Genomic DNA, 15,225 nt, shown 5'->3' on the forward strand with positions numbered 1-15,225 from the left:
TGGGCGATGCAAGTTTCGAACTTGCGACCCCCACAGTGTGAAGACTATGGCAGTTCGCCAATTTACCCAATTAAATCAACAATTTAGCCACTTACACAAGTCTCAAAGTAGTATAGTTGTAGTATATCAATGAATATTAAATTATTAATTTATATCAATTATTTAGAACTTGTAGGACATCTAGCGTAAAGACTTTTTACGCTTGAGATTTTTTCATCTCAGAAACCAAACTATCGCTCCCAATTCCTATGGCTGACTGCTCAGCTGTTGGCGGACGTAAGATTTCTAAACGCCTGCTTATTTGGATCTGGTCAGTTCAACCGCCTTGACAATGTCTGAGATCAATTTTTCCTTTGCTGAATAGTCAGACCCTGTCCAAGAAAATGTCACATTGTCGGTACCGTAGGTCAGCATCTTTCGATCAATGGGGCCTTGAAGAATGCCATGCGCTGCATTTTCGTAGCGAACTAAATCAATCGTAGCGCCCTTCTCCTTCATCCTTGCCATCCAATCCACAGGCTTTTCAGTTTGGGCTTGCGGGTTAGTTCTACCGTTGCAGTTTTTAGCATTGCCTTCCGAAATCCATTTGACATAGGCATTGATGCGGCAAAACTCCGATCTATCAGACATCCAGTCTGTGTCATGTTTACCACCGTAGTTATCAATGGCGCCATAAACAAGCCTGACTGGCACAGACAAATTGTCTGGTAAACCAATTCCCATGCCGGGTAACCCCTCTGCGATCACCAACCTCACATGCTTGGGGTCGACTACGCTGGCCAAATTCACAACCACTGCGGCACCATTGGAAACGCCCTGCAAATAGATGGAGGAGGTATCTACCTTGTCTGATTGCAATAAGGACCATTGGTAAGCACCTAGCGCCGCTTTATAAATCATCCTTTGACGTGATTCATTTGTTGCCTGCGATCCCCAGAATGGATAGCCCTGGTAGAAGCCATTCATCTGATAGGCATCAAACAAGAGGGTCGCAATGTTGTTTTGATAAAGTGCCGCTACCATGTTTCTTTCTAAGAGTCCTGCGCCTCCACCACCATGAGCAATGATGACCAGTGGTGGCTTCACATCCAAAGGTTTGCCCAGAAACTTGGTTGGTATTTTGAACTCTACTGAACGATGGCAGGGGTCGAAGTCAGCTACCTCTGCGCCCACTGTGTGGAATCTAGGCCGAATCTCTATCAGCTTTGTAGCGCCATCTGGATGAGGTTTGCACTGCGAGCTTGGTTGTGCAGCTACGACAATTGCAGTCACAGTGGTAAAAAAAAGAATCAGCAGGTTTTTGATTTTCATTTTGTATATTTTTTCATGAAATCAAGCGTAATTTTTTAGGGCATGGTATTTTTGAGTTTCAGAGGAAGAGCCAACAGTTAGGACGATTGTTCTGCTTTTCCAGAAAGACAAATTCAAAATACTAGCCACTACAACCTGTACAACGCATATGCTGCAACAAACCTTAAGGGAGGGTGCTCGCAGTTTTTTTAATTTGCGCTTAGAGCCCTTGCTCACGAAGCGTGAGCATATGAAGTTTTGTAAGCCGTAGCAAACAGAATTGGCGCGAAGTCTGAAACAACAAGGTGTAGCTTTTCTACGGGCAAAAAAATGCTTCCTAGGGAAGCATACGCCTAACTCTTGAAAAGTAAATTCTGAAAAGAACTTAAGTGGTTGATATCTTTCAGTATTTGCAAAAATGGTGGGCGATGCAAGTTTCGAACTTGCGACCCCCACAGTGTGAATGTGGTGCTCTACCCCTGAGCTAATCGCCCATCTTTACCGTTTTTCCGTCTCTGGAAAGACAGCAATTATGTCACAGAATTTTCCAGATTCCGCCACACTGTTTTGCCCGCGCTAGATTTGTCCAACTGAACCAGCACATCGGCGTGTTGCGTCAACTCTTGTTCAGTGGCGGCAATGATGGGCAACTGGAAGCTACTGAGATCCACACGCATGGTGCTGCGGGTTTGCTGGTCGTTGCTCTCCACTTCCATGAGCAAGGCATCTTGACCGCGTGTCATGTTGATGTACACATCGGCCAACAGCTCGGCATCTAGCAACGCACCATGCAAGGTGCGGCCTGAGTTGTCAACCTCTAAGCGGTCGCAAAGCGAGTCGAGTGAGTTGCGCTTACCCGGGAACATTTCTTTGGCCATCACCAAGGTGTCGGTGATGCCGTCCACAAAGGTGTGGAAACGCGGGCGGCCTTGCAGTTCTAGTTCTTTGTTCAAAAAGCCCACGTCAAACGGGGCGTTGTGGATGATGATTTCTGCGCCCTCGATGTATTCGAGCAACTGATCCACCACGTCTGCAAACTTGGGCTTATCTTTCAAGAACTCGTTAGAGATGCCATGCACGCGCAAGGCTTCTTCGTGGCTGTCACGTTCGGGGTTTAAGTAGAAATGTAGGTTGTTGCCCGTGAGCTTGCGGTGCAGCAGCTCGACGCAACCAATCTCAATCACGCGGTCGCCGTTGTCAGCCGAGAGGCCCGTGGTTTCGGTGTCTAGAAAAATCTGGCGCATGGTCAGTGGTTTTCTTTGGCGTGGTTGATGGTGTACTTTGGAATCTCAACCACCAAGTTTTGCTGTGCCACGATGGCTTGGCAACTCAGGCGCGAATTAGGCTCAAGGCCCCAAGCACGGTCAAGCAAGTCGTCTTCGTTTTCATCGGTCTCGTTGAGGGACTTGAAGCCCTCACGCACGATGACGTGACAGGTGGTGCACGCGCAACTCATGTCGCAGGCGTGCTCGATGTTGATGTTGTTTTCCAACAGCACTTCGCAGATGGTGCTACCGGCTGCAACTTGCAGTTCTGCGCCTTGTGGGCAGAGCTCAGCGTGGGGCAAGATTTTGATGACTGGCATTTAAAGGTTCTCGATGTTTTGACCGGCCAAGGCATGTTGAATGCCTCGGTTCATGCGTTGTGCGGCAAAGGCTTCTGTGCCTTTAGCCAGAGCCTCGGTGGTGGCTTCAATGGCGGCGGCGTCTTCTAGCTTTTTAGCTTCGAGTGTGGCCACCATCAAGGTGTCGATGCGGGTGCGGTCTTCGGCATACAACAAATCGCCATCGGCTTGCAAAGCGCTTTGCGTGGCTAGCCACATGCGGTCGGCGTCCACCCGCGCTTCCACCAAAGCACGGGCTTTGATGTCTTGCTCTGCCGTCTTAAAGCTGTCTTGCAGCATGTTGGCAATTTGGTCGTCTGACAAACCATACGAGGGTTTGATCGTGATGTTGGCTGCGACGCCACTAAGCTGTTCTAGGGCACCCACGCTCAGCATGCCGTCTGCATCGACGGTGAAGGTCACGCGAATGCGGGCAGCGCCTGCGGCCATCGGTGGAAAACCGCGCAATTCAAAGCGGGCCAAGCTGCGGCAGTCGGCCACCAAATCGCGCTCGCCCTGCACCACATGCAAGGCCAAGGCGGTTTGGCCATCTTGATAGGTGGTGAAGTCTTGCGCCATGGCTGTGGGAATGGTTTGGTTGCGCGGCACGATACGCTCCACCAACCCGCCCATGGTTTCAATGCCCAGCGACAAAGGAATCACATCAAGCAACAGCAAATCGCCATCGGGGTTGTTACCCGCCAGTTGGTTGGCTTGAATAGCAGCACCGAGGGCCACCACTTCGTCAGGATTGAGGTTGTTCAAAGGAGCGCAACCCAATAAATCGGCCACGGCCTGCTGCACTTGGGGCATGCGGGTGGAGCCACCCACCATCACCACACCTTGCAAGTCGTCGTGGCTCAGCTTGGCGTCGCGTAAGGCTTTGCGCACGGCAGACAAGGTACGTTGAGTTAAAGCGGTTGAGGCAGCTTCAAACTCTGCGCGTGTGACGGTGTGACTCAAAGCGCCGCCAGAGAGGGCCACTTCAAACGTCGCGCTATCAGCAGCAGACAAAGCTTCTTTGCACGCACGTGCGGCCACCAACACATTAGATTTATCGGCAGGTGTGGCAATGGTGCAGCCCGTTTGGCTTTGCACCCAATCGACCAAAGCACGGTCGTAGTCGTCGCCACCCAAAGCGGAATCACCGCCCGTGGAGAGCACTTCAAACACACCGCGTGACAAACGCAGGATAGAGATGTCAAACGTGCCGCCGCCCAGGTCGTACACCGCATACACACCTTCGCTGCCTTGGTCCAAGCCATAGGCAATGGCAGCAGCGGTAGGCTCGTTGATGAGGCGCAGCACGTTGATGCCCGCCAGTTGCGCAGCATCTTTGGTGGCTTGGCGTTGGGCGTCGTCAAAGTAGGCGGGCACGGTGATGACCGCGCCGTACAAATCGTCGTTGAAGGTGTCTTCGGCACGAAAACGCAAAGTGGCCAAAATTTCTGCACTCACCTCGACGGGCGATTTCTCGCCCATACGGGTTTGAATAGCCAGCATGCCAGGCTTGTCCATAAACACATAGGGCAGCTGGTCGCGGTTGGCAATGTCAGCCAAACCACGACCCATGAAACGCTTCACAGACACCAGCGTGTTTTGTGGGTCTTCTGCTTGCGATGCCAAAGCAGCTCGGCCAATTTGGCGGCCGTCGTTTTCAAGGTAGCGCACAGCCGACGGCAAGATGGCATGGCCCTCAGCGTCAGGCAAGCACTCGGCCACGCCGTTGCGCATAGAAGCCACCAAGGAGTGGGTGGTACCCAAGTCAATGCCCACCGCGATACGTCGCTGGTGCGGGTCTGGCGCTTGGCCAGGTTCGGAAATTTGTAACAACGCCATAAATGTGTATTGTCTCAGTCGATTCGGGCTTCGATGTCGCGTAAAAACTTTTCAATGAACATCAGCCCCCTCACCTGCTGCGCGGCAGCGGGCAGGTCGTGGCCCGTGTCAATAAGTTGAGCGCATTGCTGCAGAGCGGCTTTGTGGGCTTGCTGCACATCATCCAACAAGGCTTCGAGCGCGGATACATCGGTGGCATCGTCCATAGCTTCACGCCATTCCATCTGTTGCATCAAAAATGCGGCGGGCATGGCGGTGTTGATCTCGGCATCAATGGGTGCGCCACCCAGTTCACACAAATAGGCGGCACGACGCATCGGGTCTTTCAGGCGTTGGTAAGCCTCGTTGATGCGCACCGACCACTGCATAGCCACACGCTGAGCGGCAGTGCCTTGAGAGGCAAATTTATCGGGATGGACTTCGCGCTGGAGGTCTTTCCAACGTGCGTCCAGATGCGCGCGGTCTTGTGCAAACTGCTCGGGCACACCGAAGAGTTCAAAGTCGCTGACAGCAAGCTGCTCCGACAACGGCTGGGCCGGTTCGATCAAGTTGCGCCTCGCTTTAACCTATGGGAATTTAAATACGGAACGATTCGCCGCAACCGCAACGGTCACGTTCGTTCGGGTTCAAAAATTTGAAGCCCTCGTTCAGACCTTCACGCACAAAGTCGAGTTGCGTGCCATCAATGTAGGCCAAGCTTTTGGGGTCGATCAGTACTTTCACGCCATGATCTTCAAAAATTACGTCTTCGGGTTCTTGGTCGTCCACGTATTCGAGCTTGTACGCTAAACCTGAACAGCCTGTGGTCTTGACGCCCAAGCGCACACCCACGCCTTTGCCGCGTTTGGAAAGGTAGCGGGTCACGTGTCGTGCCGCGGCTTCAGTCAGTGTGATCGCCATGATGTTCTTTTTGGTTTATGCAGCGGTAGCGTGTTTCTTTTTGTAATCTTCCACCGCAGCCTTGATGGCGTCTTCAGCCAAGATGGAGCAATGGATTTTTACGGGTGGCAGCGCCAACTCTTCGGCAATTTCGCTATTTTTCAAGGCGGCCGCTTGGTCCAGGGTTTTGCCCTTGACCCACTCGGTCACAAGTGACGACGAAGCAATGGCAGAGCCACAACCATAGGTTTTGAAACGAGCATCTTCGATCACGCCCGTCACAGGGTTGACCTTGATTTGCAACTTCATCACGTCGCCACATGCGGGCGCACCCACCATGCCGGTGCCCACAGAGTCGTCACCCTTATCAAAGGCGCCCACGTTACGGGGGTTTTCGTAGTGATCGATAACTTTTTCAGAATATGCCATGGTGAATCTCCTAAATTAGTGAGCAGCCCATTGGATGGTGCTGATGTCGATGCCTTCTTTGTACATGTCCCACAAGGGGCTGAGTTCGCGCAGCTTGGCCACGTTGAGGCGAATGGTTTCGATGGCGTAGTCGATTTCTTCTTCAGTGGAGAAACGGCCTACTGTCATGCGCAAACTGCTGTGCGCCAACTCATCGCTGCGGCCCAAGGCACGCAACACATAGCTGGGCTCCAAGCTGGCCGAGGTACAGGCCGAGCCCGACGACACTGCCAATCCTTTGATGCCCATTATGAGCGACTCGCCCTCTACATAGTTGAAACTGATGTTCAAGTTGTGGGGCACACGATGTTCCATGCTGCCGTTGATGAAGACTTGCTCCATATCTTTAAGACCATCAAGCAAACGCTTTTGCAAGGCTTTGGCCTTAGCCAAATCTTTGGCCATATCTTCTTTGGCAATTCGAAAAGCCACCCCCATCCCCACGCATTGGTGAGTGGGCAGGCTACCGCTTCGCATGCCACGCTCGTGGCCGCCACCATGCATTTGAGCTTCCAAGCGGACGCGAGGCTTGCGGCGAACGTACAAAGCACCAATGCCTTTGGGACCATAGGTTTTGTGCGAGGCTAAGCTCATCAAATCAACTGGCAAAGTGGCCATGTCAATCTCAACTTTGCCAGTGGACTGCGCAGCATCCACATGAAAGATGATGCCTTTTTCACGGCACATCGCACCAATACCTGCAATGTCTTGAATCACGCCAATTTCGTTGTTCACATGCATGACGCTGATCAAGATGGTGTCTGGGCGAATCGCGGCTAACAGCGCATCCATATTCAGCATGCCGTCTTCTTGCACATCAAGGTAGGTCACATCAAAGCCTTGACGCTCCAACTCGCGCATGGTGTCAAGTACAGCTTTGTGCTCGGTCTTTACAGTGATGAGGTGCTTGCCTTTGGACTTGTAGAAGTGAGCTGCGCCTTTGATGGCGAGGTTGTTGGATTCGGTCGCGCCAGATGTCCACACGATTTCACGTGGGTCTGCGCCGATCAAAGATGCCACGTCTTCACGGGCTTTTTCAACCGCCGCTTCTGCCTCCCAGCCCCAAGCGTGGCTGCGGGAAGCGGGGTTGCCAAAGTGCTCGCGTAGCCAAGGAATCATGGCGTCCACAACCCGTGGGTCACATGGATTGGTAGAGGCGTAATCAAGATAAATGGGGAAATGAGGTGTCATGTCCATGATGGGTCAATCAAAATTTAAAGAAACGTGAATTAGTTTTTGGCAAAGGCATTGCCCAAAGCAAACACCGAATTGGGCGCGTTGACGCGGATGGGCTTGACCACGGGCATAGGTTGAATGGCACGCTTCAGGGTGGGCTTATTTTCAATTTCCACACCTTTGGCAAGTTGCTCGTCCACCAGTTTTTGCAGGGTCACGGAGTCCAAAAACTCCACCATGCGTTGGTTGAGCGAAGCCCACAACTCGTGCGTCATGCAGCGGCCGGTTTCGCCCAAACAGTTTTCTTTGCCACCGCAGTGGGTGGCGTCGATGGGCTCGTCCACCGACAAAATGATGTCGGCCACGGTGATCTCAGCCGCCTTGCGACCCAACGAGTACCCACCGCCGGGGCCGCGTGTGGACTCGACCAGATCGTGGCGGCGCAGCTTACCAAACAGCTGCTCGAGGTAAGACAGCGATATTTGTTGGCGCTGGCTGATAGCTGCCAAGGTTACGGGGCCGCTGTTTTGACGTAGGGCCAAATCAATCATGGCAGTGACCGCAAAACGGCCTTTGGTGGTGAGACGCATAGCAAACTCCTGGATAATTAGGCTTTGTCGACTAATTTGGTCAAGTATAGATCAATCCCTACGGATTTGCTCGGGTACTCAGTCAAAAGCCCTATTTGTCGATGACAAAGCTCATGGGTTGAGGGTCAGACTTTTTACGCCAGCACCGCCACGTTGTCGTGTCCCGCACCGCCAAAAGCTTGTTCGCGCAAGGTAGCCAGTTGGTCACGCACACGGGCAGCATTTTCAAACTCGAGGTTGCGGGCGTGTTCCATCATGAGCTTCTCTAAGCGCTTGATTTCTTTGGCCACATCGCGTTCGCTCATGTCTTCAATGGCGGCGCGTTGCAGTTCGCGTTCTTGCGCTTCTTTACCCGCCTTCTCGCTGTAAACGCCATCAATCAAATCGCGAATTCTCTTAACCACACCGCGCGGCGTGATGCCCATCTCGAGGTTGTGCGCAATTTGTTTGGTGCGACGACGCTCGGTTTCGCCGATGGCTTTTTTCATCGACTCGGTCATGCGGTCGGCATACAAAATGGCTTTGCCACTCAGGTGACGCGCAGCACGGCCAATGGTTTGAATCAAGCTGCGCTCTGAGCGCAAGAAGCCTTCTTTGTCGGCGTCCAAGATGGCCACCAGCGACACCTCGGGCAAGTCGATGCCTTCACGCAACAAGTTGATGCCCACCAGCACATCAAAGGTACCCAAGCGCAGATCGCGCAAGATTTCCACACGCTCCACCGTGTCCACATCGCTGTGGATGTAGCGCACTTTCACGCCGTTGTCAGTGAGGTAATCGGTCAACTGCTCAGCCATGCGCTTGGTCAGCGTGGTGATGAGCACGCGCTCGTTCAGCTCCACACGGATGCGAATTTCTTGCAGCACATCGTCCACTTGGTGCGTGGCGGGACGCACTTCAACCATGGGGTCGACCAAGCCTGTCGGGCGCACCAACTGCTCCACCACTTTGCTGGCATGCGTCTTTTCGTAGTCGGCGGGCGTGGCAGAAACAAACACCACTTGGCGCATGCGCTTTTCAAACTCTTCCAGCTTGAGCGGCCGGTTGTCTAAGGCGCTGGGCAAACGAAAGCCATACTCCACCAGCGTGGTTTTGCGTGCACGATCGCCGTTGTACATGCCACCGAGCTGACCCATCATCACGTGGCTTTCGTCCAAAAACATGATCGAGTCTTTGGGCATGTAGTCAGTCAAGGTGCTGGGCGGCGCTCCCACTGGCGCACCCGACAAATGGCGGGTGTAGTTCTCAATGCCTTTGCAGTGGCCCACCTCGCTAAGCATCTCTAAATCAAAGCGTGTGCGCTGCTCTAGGCGCTGGGCTTCGACCAGCTTGTTCATGCCCACCAACTCTTTGAGACGGTCTGATAACTCCACCTTGATCGTTTCTACCGCTGCCAACACGCGGTCGCGCGGTGTGACGTAGTGACTAGATGGGTAAATAGTGAAACGAGGAATCTTTTGGCGAATTCGGCCCGTGAGTGGGTCAAACAGTTGCAGGCTTTCGATTTCGTCGTCAAACAACTCAATGCGAATCGCCAGCTCGGAGTGTTCGGCAGGGAACACATCAATCGTGTCACCGCGCACGCGAAATTTTCCGCGTGAAAAATCTTGATCGTTGCGCTCGTATTGCATCCGCACCAATTGCGCAATGGCGTCGCGCTGCCCAACTTTGTCACCGGCACGCAGTGTCATGATCATCTGGTGGTAGCTCTCGGGCTCACCAATGCCGTAAATGGCCGACACCGATGCAATCACAATCACATCGCGGCGCTCCAAGATACTTTTAGTACAGCTCAAGCGCATTTGCTCAATGTGCTCGTTGATGGCGCTGTCTTTTTCGATGAACAAATCACGATGCGGCACATAGGCTTCGGGCTGGTAGTAGTCGTAGTAACTGACGAAATACTCCACCGCATTGTTGGGGAAAAACTCTCGAAACTCGCTGTACAGCTGCGCGGCCAGAGTTTTGTTGGGAGCAAAGATGATGGCAGGCCGCCCTAGCTGAGCAATCACGTTGGCCATGGTGAAGGTTTTACCTGAACCCGTCACGCCCAACAGGGTTTGAAACACCTCGCCGTCATTCACGCCTTCTAACAGCTGTGCAATGGCCGTGGGCTGGTCGCCCGCAGGTGGGAAAGGCTGAAACAGCTCAAAAGGCGAGCCAGGATAGCTGACGAGGACGCCTTTTGACGCCTCTGTGGCCCCTGCCGTCTCGGAGGCACGCTTAGCGTCAGCAAGTGTTTCTATGGTTTCAGACATGGTGGTGAAAACTGTATAGCTCGAAAAAAACGTGCGGCGCTCAAAAAACTGAGGGTTGACCCTTAAAATTCAAGCCGAACGTGCAAGCCTACCGCAGACTGCGCCTGTTTACCTAACCCCCTCTCTTTATCCGTGTTCAAGGACTGACGATGTCAATGTTTACCGCTGTCGAAATGGCACCCCGCGACCCCATCTTGGGCCTCAACGAGCAATACAACGCCGACGCCAACCCCAACAAGGTCAACCTCGGCGTAGGTGTGTACTTCGATGACAACGGCAAACTACCCTTGTTGCAATGCGTGCAAGCCGCAGAAAAAACCATGATGGCCACGCCCACTCCACGGGGCTACCTGCCGATCGACGGCATAGCTGCCTACGACGCCGCTGTTAAAGGCTTGGTGTTTGGCTCTGACTCTGAAGCTGTCACCTCTGGCCGCGTGGCTACGGTGCAAGGCATTGGCGGCACAGGCGGCTTGAAAATCGGGGCTGACTTCTTAAAGCGCCTGAGCCCCAACGCCACCGTGTTGATTTCTGATCCAAGCTGGGAAAATCACCGAGCTTTGTTCACCAACGCAGGCTTCAAGGTCGACACCTACGCCTACTACGACGCAGACAAACGCGGCGTGAACTTTGACGGCATGTTGACTTCTCTCAATGCCGCTGCCGCCGGCACCGTGGTGGTGTTGCACGCCTGCTGCCACAACCCCACCGGCTACGACATCACTGCAGCCCAATGGGACCAAGTGGTAGCCGTGGTCAAGGACAAAAACCTCACCGCTTTTCTAGACATGGCCTACCAAGGCTTTGGCCACGGCATTGCCGAAGACGGCGCTGTGATTCAAAAATTCGTAGCCGCCGGCCTGTGCTTCTTTGTGTCCACCTCGTTCTCCAAGAGCTTCAGCTTGTACGGCGAGCGTGTAGGTGCTTTGAGCGTCTTGTGCGCCGACAAAGAAGAGTGCAGCCGCGTGTTGTCACAGCTCAAAATCGTGATTCGCACCAACTACTCCAACCCACCTATCCACGGCGGCGCGGTGGTTGCTGCGGTGTTGAACAACCTCGAGCTTCGCGCTTTGTGGGAAAAAGAATTGGGCGAAATGCGCGTGCGCATCAAGGCCACGCGTCAAAAGCTGGTTGATGGCCTCAAAGCCGCGGGCGTGAAGCAAGACATGAGCTTCATCACCACCCAAATCGGTATGTTCAGCTACTCAGGTTTAAGCAAAGACCAAATGGTGCGTTTGCGCTCTGAGTTTGGTGTGTACGGCACTGACACCGGCCGCATGTGCGTGGCTGCGTTGAACAGCAAAAACATTGACTACGTGTGCCAAGCCATTGCGAAAGTGATGTAACAACACACCGTTTGCACGCATCACGTGCAGCAGAGGAAAAGGGCCGTGAGGCCCTTTTTTTCTAGCCCCAAATGACAGAGCGCATCGCAATTGATGCCAACTGATACCCCTCGTTGAAAAACTCAACCGGCTCACCCGCATCTGCCGCCCCTGCAGCGTAGAGCAAAGGCAAGAAATGCTCGTAGCTGGGGTGAGACATTTTGGCTTTCTCGTCTTGGGCTTGGAAATCTGCCAACGCTTCTAGGTGGCCCGATGTGATTTGCTGAGCTACCCATTGGGCAACAAAGCAGGCATGCGTGTAATATTTATGTATGTATTCGCAATTAACGTGTGTGGTTGCTTGCATTGAGCAAATTGGGGGACAGACTCCATTTTCAACCAAGTAACAACTGCTATATTGCACTGCAACATACTGAGATAAAACCATGCTTTACCAAATCTTCGAAACGCAACGTAGCCTCATGGAGCCGTTCGCAGACTTTGCGCAAGCGGCCTCCAAACTTTACGCTCAACCCAACTCAGTCATTGCACAAAACCCCTTGGCGCAGCGCGTATCCGCGGGCTACGACCTGCTGTACCGTTTGGGCAAAGACTACGAAAAACCACAATTTGGCATTCACACTGTGGAAGTTGAGGGCAATGAAATTGCCATTCATGAACGCGTTGAAGTCGACAAGCCATTTTGCGAACTGCTACGTTTCAAACGTTTCACAGACGACATCGACATGCTGAGCGAAATCAAAGGCCAGCCCGCGGTGCTTATCGTTGCTCCGCTGTCTGGTCACTACGCCACCTTGCTGCGTGACACCGTGCGCACCATGCTGAAAGACCACAAGGTGTACATCACCGACTGGAAAAACGCACGCTTGGTGCCGTTGACCGAAGGTGAATTCCACCTCGACGACTATGTGAACTATGTGCAAGAGTTCATCCGTCACCTCCAAAGCAAATACGGCAACTGCCACGTGATGAGCGTGTGCCAGCCCACGGTGCCTGTATTGGCAGCTGTGTCATTGATGGCCAGCCGCGGCGAAAAGACCCCCATCACCATGACCATGATGGGCGGCCCGATTGACGCCACCAAGTCGCCCACCTCAGTGAACAACTTGGCTATGAACAAGAGCTTCAGTTGGTTTGAAAACAACGTCATCTACCGTGTGCCAGACAGCTTTCCGGGCGCGGGCCGTCGCGTGTATCCTGGTTTCTTGCAGCATACGGGCTTTGTGGCTATGAACCCTGACCGCCATTTAAAGAGCCATTACGACTACTTCCAAGATTTGATCAAGGGCGACAACTCAAACGTTGATTCGCATCGCGATTTTTACGATGAGTACAACGCCGTACTGGACATGGATGCCGACTACTACCTTGAAACCATCACCACGGTGTTTCAAGAATTCAAGCTGGTGCGTGGCACGTGGGAGGTCAAAAACCCGCAAGGCAAGCTCGAACTGGTTCGCCCACAAGACATTCGCACCACAGCCCTGTTGACGGTCGAAGGCGAGTTGGATGACATCTCCGGCTCTGGCCAAACCGAAGCAGCTCACAAGCTGTGCAGCGGTATTGTGCGAAAAGCGCAGCACCATCTTGAAGCCAAAGGCGCAGGCCACTACGGTATTTTCAGTGGCCGCCGCTGGCGCGACATGGTGTATCCACATGTCAAGAGCTTCATCTTGGCGCACAGCAAAGCTGACAGCACAGACGTTGGCGCAGCCGTTGCAGCTAAGCCCAAGGCTGTAGCTAAGATAGCAAAACCCGTGGCTAAAAAAGCTTCACCCACAGTGGCTAAAGCTACCCCAGCCGCTAAAAAAGCAACGGCAAAGCCTGTTGCCAAAAAAGCCCCTGCCGCACAAAAGTGAGCCTGATCGAGCAGCTCAACAACGCCCTGCCACAAACGCAATGCACGCGTTGTGGCTACCCTGACTGTCAGCGTTATGCCCAAGCCATTGCGCTAGGCGAGGCTGTTATCAACCAGTGCCCGCCTGGCGGCACTGAGGGCGTTGAACGGCTGGCTGCTCTTACAGGAAAGCCTGCCCTCCCCCTGAACCCAGACAACGGCTTTGAAGGCCCGCGCACCATCGCCATCATTGACGAGGCTTGGTGCATTGGCTGCACTCTGTGCATTGCGGTGTGCCCGACCGATGCCATCGTGGGCACTAACAAACGCATGCACACCGTGGTGGAGCCCTATTGCACCGGCTGCGAGCTGTGCATTCCGGCCTGCCCTGTGGATTGCATCTCGCTTGAGCCCATCGACATCCATTTGAGCGGCTGGGCCTCATGGCCGCAAGAAATGGCCGATATCGCACGCCAACGCTATGACGTGCGCACGGCGCGTCTCAAGCGTGAAGCGACAGAACACGACGAACGGATGCAAGCACAAGCCGTCGAAAAACTTGCAGACCTGCCTGCACACACCAAAGGCGCAGAACACGCGCCTGAGGCTGATCGTAAACGTGCGATCATCGAGGCCGCACTCGCTAAAGCTAAAGCACGCCAGCCCTCCAAGGCCTAGTCCGCCAAGCGTTTTTGGGGCCTCTACTGCCCCATGTGCGATACCTGAAATTTCCATGCACACCCAATTAACTGCGCGCAGAGAACTTCTGCTTCTTTTGTCGCTTGCCGGCATTCAGTTCACACACATCGTGGACTTCATGATCATGATGCCGCTGGGGCCCCAGCTCACCCGCCTGTTTGATATCAGCTTTGCTGAGTTTGGCTTGTTGGTCTCTGCCTACACGGTGGCAGCGGGGCTGTCTGGCTTGTTTGCCACCACCTTCATTGACCGCTTTGACCGCAAGCGTTTGCTGCTCACGCTGTATGTGCTGTTTGCCCTCACCACCGTGGCCTGCGGCATTGCGCCTACCTATGGCTGGCTGATGGCGGCGCGCATTGCATCAGGCTTTTTTGGTGGCGTGTTGTCCACCATGACGCAAACCATCATTGGCGATGTAGTGCCCTTTGATCGCCGTGGTCGCGCCACAGGCATTGTGATGACATCTTTCTCGGTGGCCACCGTGGCAGGCGTGCCAGCAGGCTTGTTGTTTGCCAACCTGTGGGGGTGGCACAGTGCCTTCTTTGCCATTGGTGTGCTGTGCGTAGCTGTGGGTGCAATGGCCAACTACAGCGTGCCCAAGCTTGATGCCCATGTAGCCCACGCCAAAGACAAACATGTGCTGCACGCCATGGGGCAAGTGCTGGGCGAGCCCAACCAACGCATGGCCTTGCTCTTGTCAGCCACCATGATGTTTGGTGTATTCACCATCATTCCGTACATCACGCTTTATTTGCAAAACAACCAGATCATGGCGGCTCACGAAATTCCATGGCTCTACTTTTGTGGCGGTGTGGTCACACTCTTCAGCGGGCGCTGGGTGGGCGGGGTGACCGACCGTTTGGGTAAGCGCAAGACCTTTCAACGTGCCGTGTTGTTCTCCATCGTTCCAATGGTGGTGGTCACTCTGCTAGTGCCTATGCCCCTGCCCTTTGTGTTGCTGGCATCGACCACTTTGTTTTTTGCCATGAACGCTCGCATGATTCCAGGCATGGCCTTGCTCACCTCAGCGGCCAACCCTAAATTTCGCGGCACCTTCATGTCGCTCAACGGCGCGGTGCAATCGTTTTCGATGGGCGCAGCCGCATGGGTAGGCGGCATGTTGTTGCAAAGCGAACCCAGCGGCCAAGTGACGCATTATTGGTTGTGTGCCGTGGTAGCTACGTGTGCGTCTTTGACGGCATTTGCCCTCGCCAAACGGGTAACGATGCACGAATAGCGC

15 protein-coding genes and 1 tRNA gene are annotated in these 15,225 nt (G+C 53.8%); 4 read left to right on the top strand and 12 right to left on the bottom strand.

The annotated features are described in order from the left end of the window. Positions 1–297 precede the first annotated feature (297 nt). The 11 genes from ABWP81_RS04660 to uvrB form a co-directional block, all read right to left on the bottom strand. The gene (locus ABWP81_RS04660; RefSeq protein ID WP_353139920.1) at positions 298–1,311 is read right to left on the bottom strand and encodes an alpha/beta hydrolase family protein; all 1,014 of its coding nucleotides are present in this window, start codon (positions 1,309–1,311) and stop codon (positions 298–300) included. Positions 1,312–1,709: 398 nt separating this feature from the next. Continuing rightward, positions 1,710–1,784, bottom strand: a tRNA-Val gene (locus tag ABWP81_RS04665). 36 nt (positions 1,785–1,820) lie between these two features. After that, a complete protein-coding gene (dnaQ, locus tag ABWP81_RS04670) occupies positions 1,821–2,534 on the bottom strand; it encodes a DNA polymerase III subunit epsilon (RefSeq protein WP_353139922.1) in 714 nt (237 codons plus the stop codon). A 2-nt stretch (positions 2,535–2,536) separates the two neighbouring features. Further along, complete coding sequence (gene fdx / locus ABWP81_RS04675) at positions 2,537–2,875, bottom strand: ISC system 2Fe-2S type ferredoxin (protein ID WP_353135944.1); 339 nt, start codon at positions 2,873–2,875, stop codon at positions 2,537–2,539. Continuing rightward, positions 2,876–4,732, bottom strand: coding sequence for a Fe-S protein assembly chaperone HscA (hscA, locus tag ABWP81_RS04680; protein WP_353139924.1), 1,857 nt, complete (start codon positions 4,730–4,732; stop codon positions 2,876–2,878). It abuts the gene before it with no gap. A 14-nt stretch (positions 4,733–4,746) separates the two neighbouring features. Then, positions 4,747–5,280: a Fe-S protein assembly co-chaperone HscB gene (gene hscB / locus ABWP81_RS04685; protein WP_353139926.1), complete on the bottom strand. Its 534-nt coding sequence runs from the start codon at positions 5,278–5,280 to the stop codon at positions 4,747–4,749. Between the two features lie 28 nt (positions 5,281–5,308). After that, positions 5,309–5,632, bottom strand: coding sequence for an iron-sulfur cluster assembly protein IscA (gene iscA, locus ABWP81_RS04690; protein ID WP_353135938.1), 324 nt, complete (start codon positions 5,630–5,632; stop codon positions 5,309–5,311). 15 nt (positions 5,633–5,647) lie between these two features. After that, positions 5,648–6,040, bottom strand: a complete 393-nt coding sequence (gene iscU / locus ABWP81_RS04695; protein ID WP_353135935.1) for a Fe-S cluster assembly scaffold IscU — start codon at positions 6,038–6,040, stop codon at positions 5,648–5,650. 15 nt (positions 6,041–6,055) lie between these two features. Then, positions 6,056–7,276 carry an IscS subfamily cysteine desulfurase gene (locus ABWP81_RS04700; protein ID WP_353135932.1) on the bottom strand — a complete coding sequence of 407 codons (1,221 nt, stop codon included), beginning with the start codon at positions 7,274–7,276 and terminating at the stop codon, positions 6,056–6,058. Positions 7,277–7,308: 32 nt separating this feature from the next. Then, positions 7,309–7,845, bottom strand: coding sequence for a Fe-S cluster assembly transcriptional regulator IscR (gene iscR / locus ABWP81_RS04705; protein WP_353135929.1), 537 nt, complete (start codon positions 7,843–7,845; stop codon positions 7,309–7,311). Between the two features lie 134 nt (positions 7,846–7,979). Continuing rightward, positions 7,980–10,103, bottom strand: coding sequence for an excinuclease ABC subunit UvrB (uvrB, locus tag ABWP81_RS04710; protein WP_353139928.1), 2,124 nt, complete (start codon positions 10,101–10,103; stop codon positions 7,980–7,982). A gap of 149 nt (positions 10,104–10,252) precedes the next feature. Between uvrB and ABWP81_RS04715 the strand changes: the two genes are divergently transcribed. Further along, on the top strand, positions 10,253–11,449 hold the full coding sequence (locus ABWP81_RS04715; protein ID WP_353135923.1) for an amino acid aminotransferase: 1,197 nt from the start codon (positions 10,253–10,255) through the stop codon (positions 11,447–11,449). 61 nt (positions 11,450–11,510) lie between these two features. On the opposite strand, the gene ABWP81_RS04720 is transcribed toward ABWP81_RS04715, so the two are convergent. Beyond that, positions 11,511–11,795: a hypothetical protein gene (locus ABWP81_RS04720; RefSeq protein ID WP_353139930.1), complete on the bottom strand. Its 285-nt coding sequence runs from the start codon at positions 11,793–11,795 to the stop codon at positions 11,511–11,513. 79 nt (positions 11,796–11,874) lie between these two features. Between ABWP81_RS04720 and ABWP81_RS04725 the strand changes: the two genes are divergently transcribed. The 3 genes from ABWP81_RS04725 to ABWP81_RS04735 are packed head-to-tail and all read left to right on the top strand — an operon-like array spanning position 11,875 to position 15,222. Beyond that, on the top strand, positions 11,875–13,308 hold the full coding sequence (locus ABWP81_RS04725) for a polyhydroxyalkanoate depolymerase (RefSeq protein WP_353139932.1): 1,434 nt from the start codon (positions 11,875–11,877) through the stop codon (positions 13,306–13,308). Next, positions 13,305–13,964, top strand: coding sequence for an electron transport complex subunit RsxB (gene rsxB, locus ABWP81_RS04730; protein ID WP_353139934.1), 660 nt, complete (start codon positions 13,305–13,307; stop codon positions 13,962–13,964). The genes ABWP81_RS04725 and rsxB overlap by 4 nt, the downstream gene beginning before the upstream one ends. 55 nt (positions 13,965–14,019) lie before the next feature. Next, on the top strand, positions 14,020–15,222 hold the full coding sequence (locus ABWP81_RS04735) for an MFS transporter (RefSeq protein ID WP_353139936.1): 1,203 nt from the start codon (positions 14,020–14,022) through the stop codon (positions 15,220–15,222). Positions 15,223–15,225: the final 3 nt, after the last annotated feature.

The organism is Limnohabitans sp. (assembly GCF_040401135.1).
GTDB lineage: Bacteria > Pseudomonadota > Gammaproteobacteria > Burkholderiales > Burkholderiaceae_C > Limnohabitans.